Annotated in this window: 18 protein-coding genes and 1 pseudogene; 11 read left to right on the top strand and 8 right to left on the bottom strand. The window is 60.2% G+C overall.

All coding sequences use genetic code 11. The features are described 5' to 3' along the window. Nucleotides 1-3: 3 nt before the first annotated feature. Nucleotides 4-459: a 6,7-dimethyl-8-ribityllumazine synthase gene (ribH, locus tag J2J98_RS07585; RefSeq protein WP_207602778.1), complete on the bottom strand. Its 456-nt coding sequence runs from the start codon at nt 457-459 to the stop codon at nt 4-6. 346 nt (nt 460-805) lie between these two features. On the opposite strand from ribH, the gene J2J98_RS07580 reads away from it, so the two are divergent. From J2J98_RS07580 to rfbA, 9 genes and pseudogenes are all read left to right on the top strand, one after another. Then, nucleotides 806-1,165: a hypothetical protein gene (locus J2J98_RS07580; protein WP_207602777.1), complete on the top strand. Its 360-nt coding sequence runs from the start codon at nt 806-808 to the stop codon at nt 1,163-1,165. Between the two features lie 171 nt (nt 1,166-1,336). Next, nucleotides 1,337-1,840, top strand: a complete 504-nt coding sequence (locus tag J2J98_RS07575) for a cupin domain-containing protein (protein WP_207602776.1) — start codon at nt 1,337-1,339, stop codon at nt 1,838-1,840. A 24-nt stretch (nt 1,841-1,864) separates the two neighbouring features. Next, nucleotides 1,865-2,377: pseudogene (locus tag J2J98_RS07570) on the top strand (GNAT family N-acetyltransferase); the annotation flags it as partial. A gap of 363 nt (nt 2,378-2,740) precedes the next feature. Further along, nucleotides 2,741-3,547 carry a hypothetical protein gene (locus J2J98_RS07565; protein WP_207602775.1) on the top strand — a complete coding sequence of 269 codons (807 nt, stop codon included), beginning with the start codon at nt 2,741-2,743 and terminating at the stop codon, nt 3,545-3,547. 254 nt (nt 3,548-3,801) lie between these two features. Next, nucleotides 3,802-5,796 carry a CgeB family protein gene (locus J2J98_RS07560; protein ID WP_207602774.1) on the top strand — a complete coding sequence of 665 codons (1,995 nt, stop codon included), beginning with the start codon at nt 3,802-3,804 and terminating at the stop codon, nt 5,794-5,796. Further along, nucleotides 5,786-6,364, top strand: a complete 579-nt coding sequence (gene rfbC / locus J2J98_RS07555; protein ID WP_207602773.1) for a dTDP-4-dehydrorhamnose 3,5-epimerase — start codon at nt 5,786-5,788, stop codon at nt 6,362-6,364. The genes J2J98_RS07560 and rfbC overlap by 11 nt, the downstream gene beginning before the upstream one ends. A 6-nt stretch (nt 6,365-6,370) precedes the next feature. Beyond that, nucleotides 6,371-7,426, top strand: a complete 1,056-nt coding sequence (gene rfbB, locus J2J98_RS07550) for a dTDP-glucose 4,6-dehydratase (protein ID WP_207602772.1) — start codon at nt 6,371-6,373, stop codon at nt 7,424-7,426. Between the two features lie 3 nt (nt 7,427-7,429). Further along, the gene (gene rfbD / locus J2J98_RS07545; RefSeq protein ID WP_207602771.1) at nt 7,430-8,317 is read left to right on the top strand and encodes a dTDP-4-dehydrorhamnose reductase; all 888 of its coding nucleotides are present in this window, start codon (nt 7,430-7,432) and stop codon (nt 8,315-8,317) included. Between the two features lie 10 nt (nt 8,318-8,327). Then, nucleotides 8,328-9,197 carry a glucose-1-phosphate thymidylyltransferase RfbA gene (gene rfbA, locus J2J98_RS07540; protein ID WP_207602770.1) on the top strand — a complete coding sequence of 290 codons (870 nt, stop codon included), beginning with the start codon at nt 8,328-8,330 and terminating at the stop codon, nt 9,195-9,197. A gap of 93 nt (nt 9,198-9,290) precedes the next feature. Here the strand turns inward: rfbA and J2J98_RS07535 are convergent, their stop codons facing one another. The 7 genes from J2J98_RS07535 to J2J98_RS07505 form a co-directional block, all read right to left on the bottom strand. Beyond that, nucleotides 9,291-9,920: a riboflavin synthase gene (locus tag J2J98_RS07535; protein ID WP_207602769.1), complete on the bottom strand. Its 630-nt coding sequence runs from the start codon at nt 9,918-9,920 to the stop codon at nt 9,291-9,293. Next, on the bottom strand, nt 9,920-11,224 hold the full coding sequence (gene ribD / locus J2J98_RS07530) for a bifunctional diaminohydroxyphosphoribosylaminopyrimidine deaminase/5-amino-6-(5-phosphoribosylamino)uracil reductase RibD (RefSeq protein ID WP_207602768.1): 1,305 nt from the start codon (nt 11,222-11,224) through the stop codon (nt 9,920-9,922). Before ribD ends, J2J98_RS07535 begins: the two co-directional genes overlap by 1 nt. Nucleotides 11,225-11,227: 3 nt before the next feature. Next, a complete protein-coding gene (gene nrdR / locus J2J98_RS07525; protein ID WP_064706856.1) occupies nt 11,228-11,704 on the bottom strand; it encodes a transcriptional regulator NrdR in 477 nt (158 codons plus the stop codon). Between the two features lie 9 nt (nt 11,705-11,713). Further along, nucleotides 11,714-13,012: a serine hydroxymethyltransferase gene (gene glyA / locus J2J98_RS07520; protein WP_207602767.1), complete on the bottom strand. Its 1,299-nt coding sequence runs from the start codon at nt 13,010-13,012 to the stop codon at nt 11,714-11,716. A 217-nt stretch (nt 13,013-13,229) separates the two neighbouring features. Further along, nucleotides 13,230-14,531 carry a L,D-transpeptidase family protein gene (locus J2J98_RS07515; RefSeq protein WP_207602766.1) on the bottom strand — a complete coding sequence of 434 codons (1,302 nt, stop codon included), beginning with the start codon at nt 14,529-14,531 and terminating at the stop codon, nt 13,230-13,232. A gap of 433 nt (nt 14,532-14,964) precedes the next feature. After that, on the bottom strand, nt 14,965-15,480 hold the full coding sequence (ldtR, locus tag J2J98_RS07510; RefSeq protein ID WP_064706853.1) for a transcriptional regulator LdtR: 516 nt from the start codon (nt 15,478-15,480) through the stop codon (nt 14,965-14,967). Nucleotides 15,481-15,610: 130 nt separating this feature from the next. Next, nucleotides 15,611-16,048 carry a DUF6163 family protein gene (locus J2J98_RS07505; protein WP_138395072.1) on the bottom strand — a complete coding sequence of 146 codons (438 nt, stop codon included), beginning with the start codon at nt 16,046-16,048 and terminating at the stop codon, nt 15,611-15,613. A gap of 132 nt (nt 16,049-16,180) precedes the next feature. On the opposite strand from J2J98_RS07505, the gene hemB reads away from it, so the two are divergent. Next, the gene (gene hemB, locus J2J98_RS07500) at nt 16,181-17,194 is read left to right on the top strand and encodes a porphobilinogen synthase (RefSeq protein ID WP_207602765.1); all 1,014 of its coding nucleotides are present in this window, start codon (nt 16,181-16,183) and stop codon (nt 17,192-17,194) included. A 74-nt stretch (nt 17,195-17,268) separates the two neighbouring features. Beyond that, nucleotides 17,269-17,727 carry an RDD family protein gene (locus J2J98_RS07495; protein ID WP_207602764.1) on the top strand — a complete coding sequence of 153 codons (459 nt, stop codon included), beginning with the start codon at nt 17,269-17,271 and terminating at the stop codon, nt 17,725-17,727. The last annotated feature ends 126 nt before the right edge of the window (nt 17,728-17,853 follow it).

Genomic DNA, 17,853 nt, shown 5'->3' with positions numbered 1-17,853 from the left:
TCGTTATGCACCCAGTTTCTGCTTCAGCCCGATCATCGTCAGAGCCGCACGAGCGGCAAATCCGCCCTTGTCCTTTTCCGAACGGCGCGCGCGCGCCCAAGCCTGTTCGTCATTTTCCACGGTCAGAATGCCGTTGCCGATAGCGAGGGACTCGCTGACCGCGAGATCCATCAAAGCGCGCGAGGATTCGTTCGATACGATATCGAAATGATAGGTCTCGCCGCGGATGACCATGCCGAGAGCGACATAGCCATCATAATGCGTGCCGCCATTGTCCTCCCCATCGAGCGCCATGGCAATCGCAGCCGGAATTTCCAGCGCGCCGGGAACGGTGACGACCTCATAGGTGGCGCCGGCCTGCTCGAGCGCAAAGGTCGCGCCCTCGAGCAACGCGTCGGCCATGTCGTCGTAGAAGCGAGCTTCAACGATCAAAATATGGGGAGCGGTCTCTCTCGACATTGTTTACCTTCGGTTGGCGGGACTTTTTCCACTCGACAGCCCGCGGTCAAAACATGCCTTCAAGAGAATGGCAAGCACTTTCGGCCAGTGCCGCAAATGCGAAAGAGGAAATATCGGCAAGGGGATAGCCGCACCATCATCGCCGAGCCGGGCAGGCCTTCGAGATCTGCTTTCCAGGAAGCCCGAAAAATGGCAATTCGAAGGCCGCTTGCGTGAAGGTTTTGTAATGTATTTTCAGTTACTTAGACCATTGACTCGCGGAGGCTGCAACGCCAATTCCATCTCGTGACGCAGACGATCCCCTGCAACGACAGCCGACCGTCAAAGCAGATGAAAGGATAAAATCATGAACCGCGTTGTCACAATTACCATCGCCGCCGCCCTCTCCTCCCTCGCATTTGCCGGCGTCAGCCGGGCCGAGAGCTTCGGGATGAACTCCGCCCACGGCATCGAGCAGACGCTCAAGACCTTCCGGGGCAATAACTTCAATGTCGAGCAGGTCCATAACTGGCACAATCTCGACGACGAGACGACAGGTCCGCGCTCGGCCCCGGAACGTTCCGGCCAGGCCATACGCGGCATCCAGGCATCGATCGATGCCAACAGGTCGCTTGCCCATCGACTCAACAATGAGGGCGTCGACGTCCGCAACATCGTCAACGCCGAACAGGCGGCGGACGGAGGCGTGACGTTCTACGTCCGCTGAGGTCACCCAACTGCAAGCAACAGAGCGTTAGGCGTGTCCATCCCCGCGCCGCTCCATCCATGGGCGGCGCTCCCCTCTCCGCCCATGCGAGGATTTTCCCTGGTCAGCGAGCGATCGCCATTGAATTTTCCGGCAAGATGATAGCTTCTCTTCTTGCAACAGGAGGACATCATGGCGGCTGAACCGAAGGCGGTCATCAATATCGCCGATCTCAAGCTCGATAACTGGAAACAGGGGGAGTTTTACGAGGGGGCCGACGCCTCGTTCGGCGCGCTGCTCGGCCTGGCGGGCCTCGGCATCAGCTATAATGAGGTGCCGTCGGGCAAATCGAGCTGTCCCTTCCACAATCACCACGTCGAAGACGAACTGTTCTACGTGATCGCGGGGACCGGCGAATACCGCTTCGGCAGCAAGCGCCACCCGATCCGGGCGGGCGACGTACTTGGCGCACCGGCGGGCGGGCCGGAAACGGCGCATCAGCTTATCAATACCGGCACAGCCACGCTCGTCTATCTCGGCATTTCGACAATGGCGAAAACCGAGATCGTCGAATATCCCGATTCCGGAAAGTTCCTTGCCAAGACCAACAGGGACGCGACAGCAACCGGGCGTTTTCGCCATATCGGACGCACGGAAGGCGGCCTCGACTATTGGGACGGCGAGCCCGGCGCCTGAACGCGATTTCTGCAAGGGACCACCGTGATCGACATACCTACTCTTGAAACGGAGCGGCTGATGCTTCGTCCTCATCGCCTCGACGACTTCGAGGCGCATGCGGCGCTCTGGGCGAACGAGGATGTCGTTCGCTTTATCACCGGCGCGCCGTCGACGCGCGAGCAGAGCTGGAGCCGCATGCTGCGCATCGCCGGCATGTGGCAGCACATGGGCTTCGGCTTTCTGGCGATCGAAGAAAAGGAAAGCGGCAGGTTCATCGGCGAAGCTGGTTTCCTCGAAGCCAAGCGCGATATGGAACCGTCGATCGAGGGAACGATGGAGGTCGGCTGGGCGCTGATACCCGCAGCCCAAGGCCGCGGCTACGCCACCGAGGCGCTGACAGCTCTCATCGGCTGGGCGGAAACTCATTTTCCGGGGAAGCCGATGAGCTGCATCATCAGCCCGGAGAACCACGCCTCGTTGCGGGTCGCGGCCAAGCTCGGCTTTCGCGAGACAGTGCGCACAGAATACAATGGCGAAGTCATTCAGTTTTCCCGACAGGCAATTGCGCCAATCGGGCAGCGCAGCGCGGCCGTCGATATGGGTGACGACCCGCCGCCATTGCGGTCTTGCTGACAGGTGCGCTGTCGCCAACGGCAACGGCAAGCTCACGCAAAAGATGCCGACGACCCTCAGCTTGCGGCACCCGAGTTCATCCTTGGACGGCTTGGGGCTTCGCACCTGCTACGCGCAAGGAACGCGCTTTAGAGACATCACCAAGGCAGACACCTTCGCCCTCATGCTGACAGGAGGCAGAAACAGCTTGGAAAGACTGGCGTCCGCCACCTTGACACCCGAAAGCATTGGCGAGCCGGTGTTGCAGCCACAGACATTCTCCATCCATAGAGGCCGACCACAGATATGACCATTTTCATTGTTTGCCATAAGGACTTGCCGAGCTACCCTCCTCCGGAGGGCACGAAAATCATATGGCTCAATTCTAAACTTCCTTTGGACAACAGGGGAATGGATGTGATCGCCGGTTATGATTTTTTCAGCGATCCTGAGGAGCTCCACGCGAAATTGTCAGGATCGCTGGGAACGATAGTAATCGCAAAGGTCGTTTCGGAAGAAGCCGCGAAGCCTCGCAACATTACCATCTGGCAGTATCGTAAATTTTTAACACGCCAAAAAATCGGAACACCGAATCCCGACTACCCGGGGATGAATACTGCGACTTCAGAGGAAACGCGAAGCACAAAACCGGAAGATCCTGCGCTTTTTGCGGAAAATTTCTTTCTGCCTCGCCCATTGAATCTCCACAACATCTCTCAACACTATGCACGCTTTCACAATATTGTTGACTTCCTCAGATACACAGCGTTTTCGATTGAAACAAACGCTCTAACGCAAGACGAAGCCTTGCTTTTTTTCAATTCCAGCACTTTCGTTCCTGGGGGCATTGAACTCGGCACGTATCCGACGGACTGGTGGCTGGATACTTTCGTGCGCCTTGTGGCGCCGTCTTTTGAATTCGCGAAACGATATCAACCGTTTCAAGCCGAAGATCCCGTGCAGAAACGCGCGATCTCATTTTGCCAGGAGCGCCTGGGAAGCTATCTTCTGATCAAACGAATAACCGAACTCTATGGCAATACCGTACCGGGCAGCTTGTTCGGAGATATGGCTACCGTGTCGGATGATGGCGTCTATAAAAGCGGCGTATAACCGGGCGGCTCAACTCCAATCGCAACTCCGCAACTCTATGCGATACTGGCGGCAGAAGCGGCCGGGCGAAGAAGGCTGGCTAAAGAAAACTGACCGCTGACAGACGAACTGCCAGAACCCTCCAGGCTCACCAGCCAAAGGTCTGCGAACAGTGTGGCGCAAGCTTCACATCAAATAGTAGGCATCAAACAGGCTCGGATTGCCCTTCTGCGAATTTCCTATGCAGACGGCAGCCATTCGCGAAGGACAATAACTTGACGATCAATCAGCCCATTTCTTCTTTGCCGGCCGGTCTTCCTGATCTGGCGCTTCTCACGGAGAAAGCTGCCGGGACGGGATCTGTCATCGTCTATCAGCCTTATCTCGATCCTTCGCAGCGCAGCCAGATCGACGCGGCAGCCATGCCGCTCGACATCTCGTTCAATACGCAGGCCACCACCCGCGAATATGAACTCTTCCGCACCCTGCATCAGCATCACGAGGCGATCGGCCTCGGCGACGACGTATTTTGGGGGCTGCTCTCCAGCAAATTCGAGATGAAGTCGGTGACGAGCTTCCCGTCCTTTGTCACCGAGGCGGAAAAGGCCAGGGCAGAAGGTGCGGACGCCTATCTTTACAATCCGCTGATCGGCCATGCGGCGATCTACAGCAACGTTTGGGAACATTCGCTGCTTGGCGGTCATCCCGGCATGGACCCGATCTTCCTGCACATCCAGGAGCTCGGCTATCAAATCGCGCCGCCGCAGGACAAGACTGCCTTCGCGTTCTGCAACTATTTCTGCGGAAACCGGAAATTCTGGTCCGGGTATTTCGCCTTCTGCGAACGCATTCTCGAATCGCTGGAATTCCAGGCGCGCGCCGGCACGGCGGCAGGCATCGCCTATGCCGGTACGGCCCACTATTCACGCGATGCCAACGCGACCATGCGCCCCTTCGTGATCGAGCGTCTGCTCGGGCTTTATGTCCAGCAGGCCATTGCCTCCGGATTGAAGATCGCCGCCTTCGTACCGACCGTTGCCGATTTCGAATGGAAGTTCGGTGTCCGCCTAGGCCGGATGCTGCATGGCCTCTTCGCCGCCAAGGAAGCCTTTCTGCGGAGCCGTGACGAGGCTCTCCTGACCTCATGGCAGCAAGGCCGCCAACCGCTCATCAAGCAGCCGCACCTGATCTGGATGGCCGATGATCCGCCCGCCTGGATGCCGCGCGGCGAGTTCATCGGCGGCCGCGAATTAATGCGCGCCACTGCCCAGCAGCCTTCAGTCGCCTTACCGGTGCCGCAGCAGCCGACCGCGACGGAAAGGCCCGCCATACCGGCCGCACCGAAGATCGAGCAGCCGCTTGGAAACCAGTTGCAGCCCTTTGCCGGCGGATGGCAGGCGCACAAGGACCGCCATTGCATCTGGATCGTCACGCCCGAGAACTACAATCACAGTCACGCCTTCGACGAAGTCGCGCTCGGCCTGCAAGGCGCCTTCGAAGAACTCGGCGGCTCGGCACCGATCGTCCGCGACATGAACGCATTCGCCGGCCGTGCGCCGATCATCTACGGCGGCAATCTTCTCCCCGCCGAAATCGTCGGCCATCTGCCGAAGGACAGCGTCCTCATCAACCTCGAGCAGGTGTCCGAAGAAAGCAGCTGGATCAATTCGCGATATACGTCGATCCTGAGAGCGATGCCGGTGCTCGACTACAGTCCGCGCAACCGCGAAAACCTTGCCGCCAAGGGTATCGATCACGCCGGCGTGCTCGAAATCGGTTACAGCCGTTGCCTGAGCCAGATCCAGCACGCCCCCGTCAGGGATATCGACGTCCTCTTCTACGGCTCGATGAACGAACGCCGGCACCATATCCTGAAGACGTTGAACGACAGCGGGCTCAAGGTCGCTCATCTCTTCAACATCTATGGTGCGGAACGCGATGCGGCGATTGCCCGCGCCAAGATCGTCATAAACATCCATCATTATGCGAGCGGCGTCTTCGAGATCGTGCGGATTTCCTATCTGCTCGCCAATCGTGTTTGCGTGCTGACGGAAGGCGACATCCGCGATCCAGACCTTCAGCCCTTCGTCGGCGGCTTGGCAATTGAGCGCTATGACGACATGATCGAGCGCTGCTACAAGCTGATCGCAGATGCCGACGAGCGCGATGCCATTGCCGCGACAGGCCTAGCGGCCATTCGCAGCCGCTCGCAGGCGGACATGCTGATGAGCGTCATGAAGGCCTCAGAAAAGGTACGTCATGCACATTGAGACCGCGACCATCGAGGGCATTGTCGCAATCACGCCGCCACGTTTCGGCGATCACCGCGGCTACTTCTGCGAAGTATTCAAGGATGCCTGGTTCCGGGAAAATGTGGCCGACGTCACGTTCATCCAGGACAACGAATCGCTTTCAGCGCAGGCTGGAACCGTCCGGGGGCTGCATTTCCAGATCCCACCCTTCGCACAGGGCAAGCTGGTGCGCTGCCTTGCCGGCCGGATCATGGATGTCGTCGTCGATATTCGCGAGGGATCGCCGAGCTTCGGCAAATGGCTCTCTCAGGAGCTCTCGCCGGAAACCGGCAAACAGCTCTGGATACCGGCCGGTTTCGCACACGGATTCGCAACGATCGAGCCGAACAGCGTCATCAGCTACAAGGTAACCGCACCCTACAGCCCGCAGCATGATCGGGGCATCGCGTGGAACGATCCGATGATCGGCATTCGCTGGCCCTTCGATGAGAGAGACATGGTGTCGTCCGACAAGGACAAGACGCTGCCGCGGCTCGCCGATCTGCCAAGCCATTTTTCCTATACAGCACAGCAACCCAGGGATTGATCGCCTATGCGCATACTGGTCACGGGCGGAGCGGGCTTCATCGGATCGGCCTTGGTGCGCCATCTTGTCAGCGAGGTCGGCGCCGAGGTGCTAAATGTCGACACGCTGACCTATGCCGGCAATCTGGCATCGCTGAAATCCGTCGAATCGGCGCCGAACTATCAATTCCTGCGCGCCGACATCTGCGACCGCGCCAGGATGCAGGAAGCATTCGCGTCCTTCCACCCCGACATCGTCATGCATCTCGCGGCGGAGAGCCATGTCGACCGCTCGATCTCGGGCGCGGCCGATTTCATTCAGACCAATATCGTCGGTACATTCAGCCTGCTGGATACCGCACGGCACTATTGGGACGGGCTTGAGGCTCGCCGCAAGAGAGCCTTCCGCTTTCTGCATGTCTCGACTGACGAGGTCTACGGCTCGCTCGGCGCCGAGGGCCTCTTCGCGGAGACGACGCCTTACGATCCGTCCTCGCCCTACTCAGCCTCCAAGGCGGCGAGCGACCATCTGGCGATTGCCTGGCACCGCACCTACGGGCTGCCGGTCGTCGTCTCCAATTGCTCCAACAACTACGGCCCCTTCCATTTCCCGGAAAAGCTCATTCCGCTGATGATCCTGAACGCACTGGAGGACAAGCCTCTTCCGGTTTACGGCAATGGCGCGAACGTTCGCGACTGGCTCTATGTCGAAGACCACGCCCGCGCGCTCTTCACGATCGCATCCAGAGGGCGCCCCGGCGAAAAATACAATGTGGGCGGCCGCAATGAGCGCAGGAACATCGATGTCGTTCACCGCATCTGCGCTATTCTCGACGGCGTCTACAATGACAAGGCACCGCATGCGCGTCTGATCACCAACGTCACGGACCGCCCCGGACACGACGCACGCTATGCAATCGATGCCTCGAAACTCGAAAGCGAACTCGGCTGGAAGGCGCAAGAGACCTTCGACACCGGCATCGAGAAGACCGTGCACTGGTACCTGGAAAACGAATGGTGGTGGAAGCCGCTACGCGAAAACGTCTACTCCGGCGAACGCCTCGGCGTTTTCAAGGGACAATAAGCGATGCGCATCGCCGTCACCGGCAAACAGGGCCAGGTCGTTCAGTCGCTGCTCAGACGTGGCGCCGAAAGGGGCATCGAAATCATTGCGGTGGGGCGGCCGGAAATGGACCTTGCGGATCCTCCAAGCATCGCAGCCGCCTTCTCGGCTCTGCGCCCGGAAGTGATCGTCTCGGCCGCCGCCTATACGGCGGTCGACAAGGCCGAGAGCGAGCCCGATCTTGCTTTTTCTATCAACGCGACAGGCGCCGGGGCGGTGGCCGAGGCTGCCGCGCGGATCGAGGCCCCGGTCATCCACATTTCAACCGACTACGTCTTCAGCGGCGACAAGGCATCCGCGTATTCCGAAGAGGATGGGACGGCGCCGATTTCCGCCTATGGGCGTTCGAAGCTCGCGGGCGAGAAGGCCGTCGCGGCGGCGAACCCGAACCACGTCATCTTGCGCACGGCCTGGGTCTATTCGCCCTTTGGCACCAATTTCCTGAAGACAATGCTGCGACTATCGGAGACGCGCGATCATATTCGCGTTGTCGCCGATCAGACAGGATGCCCGACCTCGGCACTCGACATAGCCGACGCGGTTCTTGCGATCGCAACCCGTGTTGTAGCGGACCCAGCGCCATCGCTCCGCGGCACCTTTCACCTGACCGGCAGCGGCGAGGCAAGCTGGGCGGACTTCGCCGAGGAGATATTCGCGGAGCTTCTCAAATCCGGCGGCAGAAAGGTCAGCGTCGAACGCATCCCGACGGCGGACTATCCGACACCTGCGATGCGTCCCGCCAATTCGCGTCTCAGCGGCGACAAGCTCGCCAGAATATATGGGATCCGGCTCCCGGAGTGGAAGCAGTCCATGACGGTTGTCATGCAAGACCTTTTGAATAAAGGTCTTTAAGGAGATAGGCATGAAGGGGATTATTCTCGCCGGCGGCACGGGCACGCGTCTGCATCCGATTACGCAGGCCGTCTCGAAACAGTTGATGCCTGTCTACGACAAGCCGATGATCTACTATCCGCTGACGACGCTCATGCTCGCCGGCATCAGGGAGTTGCTGATCATCACTACGCCTCATGACGTCGAAGCCTTCAAACGCCTTCTCGGCGACGGCTCGCAATGGGGAATTTCGCTGACCTATGCCGTACAGCCGAGCCCGGACGGCCTTGCCCAGGCCTTCATCATCGGCGCCGACTTCGTACACGGCGACAGCTCGGCACTCGTTCTCGGCGATAACATCTTCTTCGGGCACGGACTGGCGGAAATCATGAAATCCGGCACGAGCCGGCAGGAAGGCGCGACGGTCTTCGCCTATCACGTCACCGATCCGGAACGCTATGGCGTTGTCAGCTTTGACAAAGAGATGAACGCGCGGTCGATCGAGGAGAAGCCGAAGGAGCCGAAAACGAACTGGGCGGTGACCGGCCTCTATTTCTACGACCAGCAGGTGGTCGATATCGCCGCCAACCTGAAGCCTTCACCGCGGGGCGAATTGGAAATCACCGATGTCAACCGCACCTATCTCGAGCGCGGCCAGCTTTTCGTCGAATTGATGGGCCGGGGCTATGCCTGGCTCGACACCGGCACACCGGACAGCCTGCACGATGCCGCAGGTTTCGTCAGCACACTGGAGAAACGCCAGGGCTTCAAAATCGCCTGCCCCGAAGAAGTCGCCTGGCGTATGGGTTACATCTCTCAGGACGAGCTCGCCAGGCTGGCGAAGAAGCTCGGCAAGAGCGCCTACGGCGAGTATCTGACGAAATTGTCCCCGGATTTTTGAATTGTCCGGCCCGCCCGATGCGCTGTCCCTTTCAACCGGCGCATAACCTCCAAAATGGACCGCGTGTTCTGTGTTATTTATTCGCCCGTAGCATCAGACGTTTCCTGCTGCTTGCGTGCTCGGAAATTCCGCCAGTCGGGCAGCGTAACGCGCCATGGTGTCAACTTCGAAATTGACGAAATCGCCAGCCTTTCGCTCGCCCCAGGTGGTGACTTCGAGCGTATGGCGGATGAGCAAAACATCGAAGTCGGTGCCGTCGACGGCGTTGACCGTCAGCGAGGTGCCGTCGAGCGCGATCGATCCTTTGGGGGCGACGAATTTCGCCAGATGCTCGGGAGCGCGTAAGCGATAGCGCGTCGCGTCGCCCTCGGATGTCACCGACAGGATTTCCGCCTTGCCGTCGACATGGCCGGAAACGATGTGGCCGCCAAGTTCATCGCCGATCTTCAGCGACCGTTCTAGATTGATGCGGCTGCCTTCTTGCCATGTGCCGATCGTCGTCAGCCGCAGCGCCTCTTCCCACGCCTCGACCTCGTACCAGCGGCCGTTGGTTCCTTCGGCAGGCAGGCCGGTCACGGTGAGGCAGATGCCGGCATGCGAGATCGACGCGCCCATATCGATTGTCGCCGGGTCGTAACTCGTGGCGACGCGGAGCTTGATGCCGTCCTTGAGCGGCGAGATGCTTTCGATCGTACCGACGTCAGTGACAATTCCGGTGAACATCAATTCTCTCTTTCATATTCATCCAGGCGATCGGCGCCGAATATATACGTGCCCCTATGGGCGAAACCGGATGGTATGTCGGTTGCCTGCAACGGCGATTCAATACCACCTTCGCCGATGATGACAGGGGCCTGGTAAAGATGGATGCGGTCGACGAGATCTGCTTCGAGGAAAAGCCGCGCGGTCTTTGCGCCGCCTTCGACCAGAAGTGAAGAGATGCCGCGGGTCGCAAGCGCCGGCAGCAGGACCTGGGGATGATAGGGATTGCAGTAGACAATCTCGACGCCGGCCGCTTCGAGTGCTGCGCGGCGGGATTCCACGTTGGCTGTCTCGGCGGGTGCATCACCCCCCTCTGCCCTGCCGGGCATCTCCCCCGGGGAGATCGAATCGTGGCCAACTCTCTTCCCAGCATCTTCAGATCCTGGTGATGAGAGGCCATCTTGGGAATGCGAATCGCGCTCCTTGCCGATCTCCCCCCTTGTGGCGGAGATCTCCGGCGGGACAGAGGGAGGTAATCCCTCGGCATCCGCAGCCAATGGCGATACTTCCTCGCTCGCCACCACGATGACCGGCACCTCCCGCGCCGTCTGAACCAGCTTGCTCGTCAGCGGCAATGCCAGCGAGGGATCGAGCACAATGCGGATTGGCGATTGCGCTTCGAGCCCTGGTGTGCGCACCGTCAGAAGCGGATCGTCTGCTATCGCCGTGCCGATGCCGACGAGGATGGCGTCGGTTTCGGCTCGCAAGGCCTGCACCTGGGCGCGGGCCTGCGGCCCGGTGATCGCCACCTGGCCCTCCCCCGGGCGGCCGATCATGCCATCGGCGGAAACGGCAAGTTTGAGAGTCACATAGGGCCGATTCTTCGTCTGGCGGGTGAGATAGGCGGCCAGCGAGCGCCTGCCCTCGACCTCCAGCACGCCTGTCGTTACCTCAATGCCTGCGTCACGCAGCATGGAAATGCCACGGCCCGAAACCCGCGGGTCGGGATCGGTGACGCTGATCACGACGCGGGCAACGCCATAGGAGATCAGCGCCTCGGCGCAGGGCGGCGTTTTGCCGTGGTGCGAGCAGGGTTCGAGCGTCACATAGGCAGTAGCGCCCCGGGCAAGTTCGCCGGCTTCCGCCAGCGCTTGAGGCTCGGCATGCGGGCGGCCGCCGGGCGCCGTGACCGCGCTGCCGACGACGACGCCGTTCCTGACGATCAGGCAGCCGACGGAAGGATTGGCGGCGGTGCGGCCGAGATGCCGGCGAGACAGGCGGATCGCGGCTGCCATGAAATCTTCGTCATCTCCCGTGACGCTCATGGCTCATCCGTCCAGCGGGTCGCGGGCGATCTTCGCGTTGATTTCGGAAATGACCTTCTCGAAATCCTCGGCAAGCGAGAAATCCCGGTAGACCGAGGCGTAGCGCACGAAGCCGACATCGTCGAGGCTCTTCATAGCTTCGAGCACCTGCAGGCCGATCTGCTCGGAGGAAATCTCGGTCTCGCCGGAGCTTTCGAGCCGGCGGACAATGCCGGATACCGCGCGCTCGATGCGATCGCGCTCGACGGGGCGCTTGCGCAGCGCCACTTCGAAGGAGCGCACCAGCTTATCGCGGTCGAACGGAACCTTGCGGCCGGTCTTCTTGATGACCATCAACTCGCGCAACTGCACGCGCTCGAAGGTGGTAAAGCGGCCTCCGCAATCCGGACAGATACGCCGCCGGCGGATGGACGTGTTGTCCTCCGCCGGGCGCGAATCCTTGACCTGGGTATCTTCCGAACCGCAATAGGGGCAGCGCATCGCTACTCCTTATCCCATGTAGTCATACATTGGGAAGCGGTCTGTGAGGCTGACCACCTTGCCGCGCACCGCGGCTTCTACGGCGGCGTTCCCTTCGTCGGAATTGGCGACTTTCAGGCCGTCCAGAACCTCGACAATGAGATTGCCGATTTCGCGGAATTCGGCTTCCTTGAAGCCGCGGGTCGTCCCGGCCGGTGCGCCCAAGCGCACGCCGGAGGTGACGAAAGGCTTCTCCGGGTCAAAGGGGATGCCGTTCTTGTTGCAGGTGATGTAAGCCCGGCCGAGCGCTGCCTCGGCGCGCTTGCCCGTGGCGTTCTTCTTGCGCAGGTCGACGAGCATCAGATGGTTGTCGGTGCCGCCGGAGACGACGTCGAGGCCGCCAGCGATCAGTGTCTCGGCAAGCGCCCGGGCGTTCTTGACGATCTGGGCGGCATATTCCTTGAATTCCGGCTGCAGCGCCTCGCCGAATGCTACTGCCTTGGCGGCGATGATATGCATCAGCGGACCGCCCTGCAGACCGGGGAAGACGGCCGAATTGAACTTCTTGGCGAGGTCCTCCTCATTGGTGAGGATGACGCCGCCGCGCGGGCCACGCAGCGACTTGTGGGTCGTGGTCGTCGCGACGTGGCAGTGCGGGAACGGCGACGGATGCTGCCCTCCGGCGACGAGGCCGGCGATGTGGGCCATGTCAACCATCAGATAGGCGCCGACGCTGTCGGCGATCTCGCGGAAGCGCTTCCAGTCCCAGATACGCGAATAGGCGGTGCCGCCGGCGATGATCAGCTTCGGCTTGTGCTCTTCGGCCTTGCGTGCGACCTCATCCATGTCGAGAAGGTGGTCACCTTCGCGTACGCCGTAGGAGACGACATTGAACCACTTGCCGGACATGTTGACCGGCGAACCATGGGTGAGGTGGCCGCCCGAATTCAGGTCGAGACCCATGAAAGTGTCGCCGGGCTGCAGCAGCGCCAGGAACACGGCCTGGTTCATCTGCGAGCCGGAATTCGGCTGAACATTGGCGAAATTGACGCCGAACAGCTTCTTGGCACGCTCGATCGCCAATTCTTCGGCGATATCGACGAACTGGCAACCGCCGTAATAACGCTTGCCGGGATAACCCTCGGCATATTTGTTGGTCATGATGGAGCCCTGGGCTTCCAGCACGGCTCGGGAAACGATGTTCTCGGAAGCGATCAGTTCGATCTCATGCCGTTGGCGACCGAGTTCCTTTCCGATCGCGCCGAAAATCTCGGGATCGACGTCCGCAAGCGAGCGATTGAAGAAGGATTCGGTGGAAGCATTGGTCATGGGCGGGCTCCTCAACTGGAATGCGGTGAGGTATTAGCCTTCCGCCGTGGCAAGGGCAATACGAAGAACGACATTTGCTGGGCAAAGCGCGCGCTGCGGCCCTTTTGTGACCGTTCTCTGCGTTTGCTGAGCGGCCGTGGTGCCGAAGCGCCCTCTCGGGCATGAAAAACCGCGCCGGAAAGCGCGGTTCTCAAAATCGTGATGCTCAGATCGCCGCTTACTGGACCGGCTGTTCCATGCCAGCCGTGGTGTCGAGCGCGAGTTCGGCATTGCCATCCATCTGATAGATGTCGTCGCGGAACTGGACGATCCCGTCTGGCATACCCCAGGCGGAGATGTAGACGAAATAGACCGGAATTTCCATGGCGAGCTTGATCGGCGTGTTGACGCCGCTTGCGATCACCTGCTCCATCTGCTGGCGGTTCCAGCCTGGAGTTTCGCGCAGCAGCCAGTTCGTCAGGTCACGAACGTTCTGAACGCGGACGCAGCCCGAGGATTCGAAACGCATGAGCTTGTTGAACAGGCCCTGCTGCGGCGTGTCGTGCATGTACTCGCCGTTCTTGTTGTAGAAGTTGATTTTCGTCGACGCCATGGCGTTGATCTTGCCGGGGTCCTGACGGAACATCAGGTTCGGCGCCTCGCCGTTCCAGTCGACGGTTTCGGGAGAGACTTCGTTGCCCTTGCCGTCGATCAGGCGGATGGCGTTCTTTTCGAGATAGGTTGGATCCTTGCGCATCAGCGGCATGATGTCCTTTTCGACGATCGAGCGCGGCGCAGTCCAATAGGGATTGAGGATGACTTCGTAGATCTTGGAGTTGACGATGTGCGTCGGGCGGCTGAGACGGCCGACGACCGCGGTGTGGCGCGTCGCAACGCTCCCGTCTTCGACAGCTTCCACATAGGCGGCCGGGATATTGACCATCACGTGACGGCGGCCGAGATCTTCGGGGAAAGTCTGCAGGCGGATGAGGTTGGTGTTCAACTGCTGCAGGCGGACATCGCAGGGGATGTTCAGCGCCTTAAGCGTGAATTCGCCGAGAACGCCATCGGCCGGAAGGCCGTGACGCGCTTGGAAGCGCTTGACGGCGCCGTCGACATAGGAATCGAAGGCATTGGAGAGGCCCGCCTCGCGCGGCAGATCGCCGGTGATCGCCAGACGCTGGCGCAGCGCCTGGACAGTGGGAGAGGAAACACCGAGCTGCAGGCGCTGATCACCCGGATTGACTTCGGGCCAGCCGCCGGCAGCGGCAATCTGCTGATACTGCATGATCGCCTGCTGGGCGCTAGCAACCGATTGGGGTCCCAGGATTGGTGTATTGGAAACGACGGCGGTTGCCGTGCGCGAAGCCGCCTTGGCGTCGAACTGGTCGTCCCAGTTGCCGCGCCGCGGCGCGTTGATCAGAGTATCGAGCGCAGACTGGGCAAAGGCCGGCGCGGCAATTGCGCTGGCGCCAACCGTTGCCGCCGACGCAAGGAAAGCGCGGCGCGAGAGAGCTTCATTTCCGTTTTTCTTCGACATAGTCCCAACCACTGAATGCCGCTACAAAGGAAGCGCGGCCCTTTGCGATATCACTGCGCCGTAACGCAGATCTCATCCATTCGTTACTCCCGGCACATCGGAAAATTCTGCCCGCCGCATCACAAGATTGCGATGCGAAAGCCTGAACGTTCCTGGTCCATTGAAAGCGCCGGTTGTCAACCTTCCGCTGCCACACCAATATGGCCAATTCGTGTTGCCAGGCCGAAGACAGCTGCCGATGGCCGAGTTCATTACGCAACGAACCATATGACGGGGTAAATCGTGCCGGTTAATAACGGCTAAAAAACGGCTTGAATACCGGCTCTTACGCTTGCCTGCCATGCGTTGCAAAGATGCCACGGGCGCAACGGCAAAACCGGACGCGCAGGGAACGCATCCGGTTTTCTTCAACCCTGAAAGGAGGTCGAGGGTCTTAGAGGCGATACATGATCGAGTCGTTCCAGAAGCGATCCAGGCGCTGGAGCAGCTTGTTCATCTGGGTGAACTCGTCGGTGCCGATGCCGCCGACCTTGTCGATTGAGGCGATGTGGCGTTCATAGAGCCTTGCGACCGTTTCGGCGATCTCCTGGCCGGTTTCGGTCAGGCTGATGCGGACCGAGCGGCGGTCGATGCGGGAGCGCTGGTGGTTGATGAAGCCGAGATCGACCAGCTTCTTGACGTTGTAGGAAACGTTGGAGCCGAGATAGTAGCCGCGGGAACGCAGCTCGCCGGCTGTCAGCTCGGAATTGCCGATGTTGAAAAGGAGCAGCGCCTGAATGGCGTTGACGTCGCTGCGGCCCTGACGGTCGAACTCGTCCTTGATGACGTCGAGAAGACGGCGATGAAGACGTTCGACAAGATGAAGGGATTCCATGTAAAGATCACGGATGCCCTGATCCTGCTGGTCACGGAAGTTCGATACCGCCTGCGGCTTGATTTTCGTGTTCATATTGACTGCCTCACTGTTTTGTTTGGCGGTGTCGTTTTCTTCCCGCCTTGAGTGAGACCCTATCGAATACATATAAAATTCGACTTAAACCGCAGGCTTAATGGAGCCTTACCGGAAACTCCACGTTGTCTCAGGGTAAATCAACACTTACCTGGCGGCGGTGCCGGCGCTTTTCCAGCCAGAGCAGCAGGCGGAAAATGCAGTAGACCGCAGCGACCATGAGATGCAGCAGGATGATCAGCTTGTTGGGCCCAAAAATGTCAGGCAACAGCCCATACATCAGGATTTGCCCGCCTGCGGCCAGCACCCAGATGACCGGTCCCCAGGAGACGGTGAGCCAGAGGCCGAGGGAAGCGACGGGGAAAAGCACGGCAAGGCTGGTGCTTGCGACCTTCCACGGCAGGCTCAAAAGATCGAAGCGGCCGGCCCCGACCAGGGAATAGCCGACGAGCATCGCCCAATATTGCAGCCCGAACCAGAAGCAGGATACGGCGACCAGCCTCAGAAAGAGGATGAAGAGAAGATCCGCCAGCGTGCGTTTCGGTATTGTCGGGGATTCGGTTTCCATGGCGCAAACATCGGTTCGGGATCGGATCGTTACAAGCAGGTTTTTCCGCCGCGGCCAATCGTCCGGTTTGGATTTTCCGGGCGCCATGATAATGAGCGCTCCGATAAATGGAATGGCGTGGGGATAGATATCATGCAGGATAAGACGCATCTCGTCGACGACATCACCGGCCATCGCCGCATGCGGCGCAACCGCAAGGCGGACTGGACGCGCCGACTCGTACGGGAGAACCAGCTGACGGTCGACGACCTGATCTGGCCGATCTTCATCGTGCCGGGCTCCGGTATCATCGATCCGATCCCGGCCATGCCGGGCGTCAACCGCATGAGCATCGACAAGGCGGTCGAGGCCGCGCGCGAAGCGGCCGGCCTCGGTATTCCGGCGCTGGCGACCTTTCCCAATATCGAGATGGAGCTGCGTGACGAGACCGGTTCGAATAGCCTTGAGGCCAACAATCTGATCAATCAGGCGACGGCGGCGATCAAGAAGGCAGTGCCGGAGATCGGCGTCATCACCGACGTCGCGCTCGACCCCTTCACCAGCCATGGCCATGACGGAATTCTGAGAGGCGGCGAGATCGTCAACGACGAGACGGTCGATCAGGTGTCCCGAGCCGCCGTGATGCAGGCCGATGCCGGCGCCGACATCATCGCGCCGTCGGAGATGATGGACGGGCGCATCGGGGCGATCCGCAGGGCGCTCGACGCCGCCGGCCATCAAAGCGTCGGTATCATGAGCTATGCAACGAAATTCGCCTCCGCTTTCTACGGCCCCTATCGCGAGGCAATCTCGACGGGCGGTCTGCTGAAGGGCGACAAGAAAACCTATTATATCGATCCGGCCAACGGCACCGAGGCGATCCGCGACGCCGCCCTCGACGTCGAAGAAGGCGCCGACATGCTCATGGTCAAGCCCGGCCTGCCCTATCTCGACATCTGCTGGCGGATGAAGGAGGCCTTCGGCCTGCCGACATTCGCCTACCAGGTTTCGGGTGAGTATACGCAGATCAAAGCCGCAGCCATGAACGGCTGGATCGACGGCGAGCGGGCGATGCTTGAAACGCTGCTGTCGTTCAAACGGGCCGGATGCGACGGCGTCCTCACCTATTTCGCGGTCGAGGTGGCGAAAATTCTCGCAAAGAGGTGATTTCAGGGCGGATGATTGTATTTCGCCCCGCTGACACCATATCAGCGCCATCGCTTTTGCGAGAGGAGATTAAGATGAGCTACAACCCCAATCCGCTTTATGCCGCACCGGAGGACTGGCGCGCCTATAGCGGCGTGTTGAGCCGCCGCGTCTTCGCCTTCATCCTCGATTACGTCATCGTAGCGCTGCTCTGGATTCCAGCTGCGGTCGTGCTGTTCTTCCTGTCAATCCTCACGCTGGGACTCGGCTTTCTTCTCTACCCCGCCCTGTTCGTGATCGTCGCGGGCATTTACTTCGGCCTGACCGTCGGCGGGCCGAGCCAGGCTTCGCTCGGCATGCGGGCGATGGGAATCGCGATGATGCGCTTCGACGGACGTCCGATGGATTTCCTGACGGCGATCGTGCATCTGGCGCTGTTCTGGATCCTCAACTCGGTACTGACGCCACTCATCCTGCTTGCCGGCCTGTTTACCGAACGCAGCCGTCTCATCCACGACCTCCTGGTCGGCACGGTGACGGTGCGCACTGCCTGAGACCTTCTGCCTGAGACCTTGGCGGCGGAGACGAAAAAACTCTCCGCCTTCCCTATACCCGGGATGACGACGCTCCATATCCAAAATTAGAAGACTGAAATGAAGGGCGAAGACCGCCGCGCTGTT

The sequence above is a fragment of the Rhizobium bangladeshense genome (assembly GCF_017357245.1).
GTDB classification, from domain to species: domain Bacteria; phylum Pseudomonadota; class Alphaproteobacteria; order Rhizobiales; family Rhizobiaceae; genus Rhizobium; species Rhizobium bangladeshense.
This window is presented reverse-complemented; position numbering and strand designations above follow the sequence as displayed.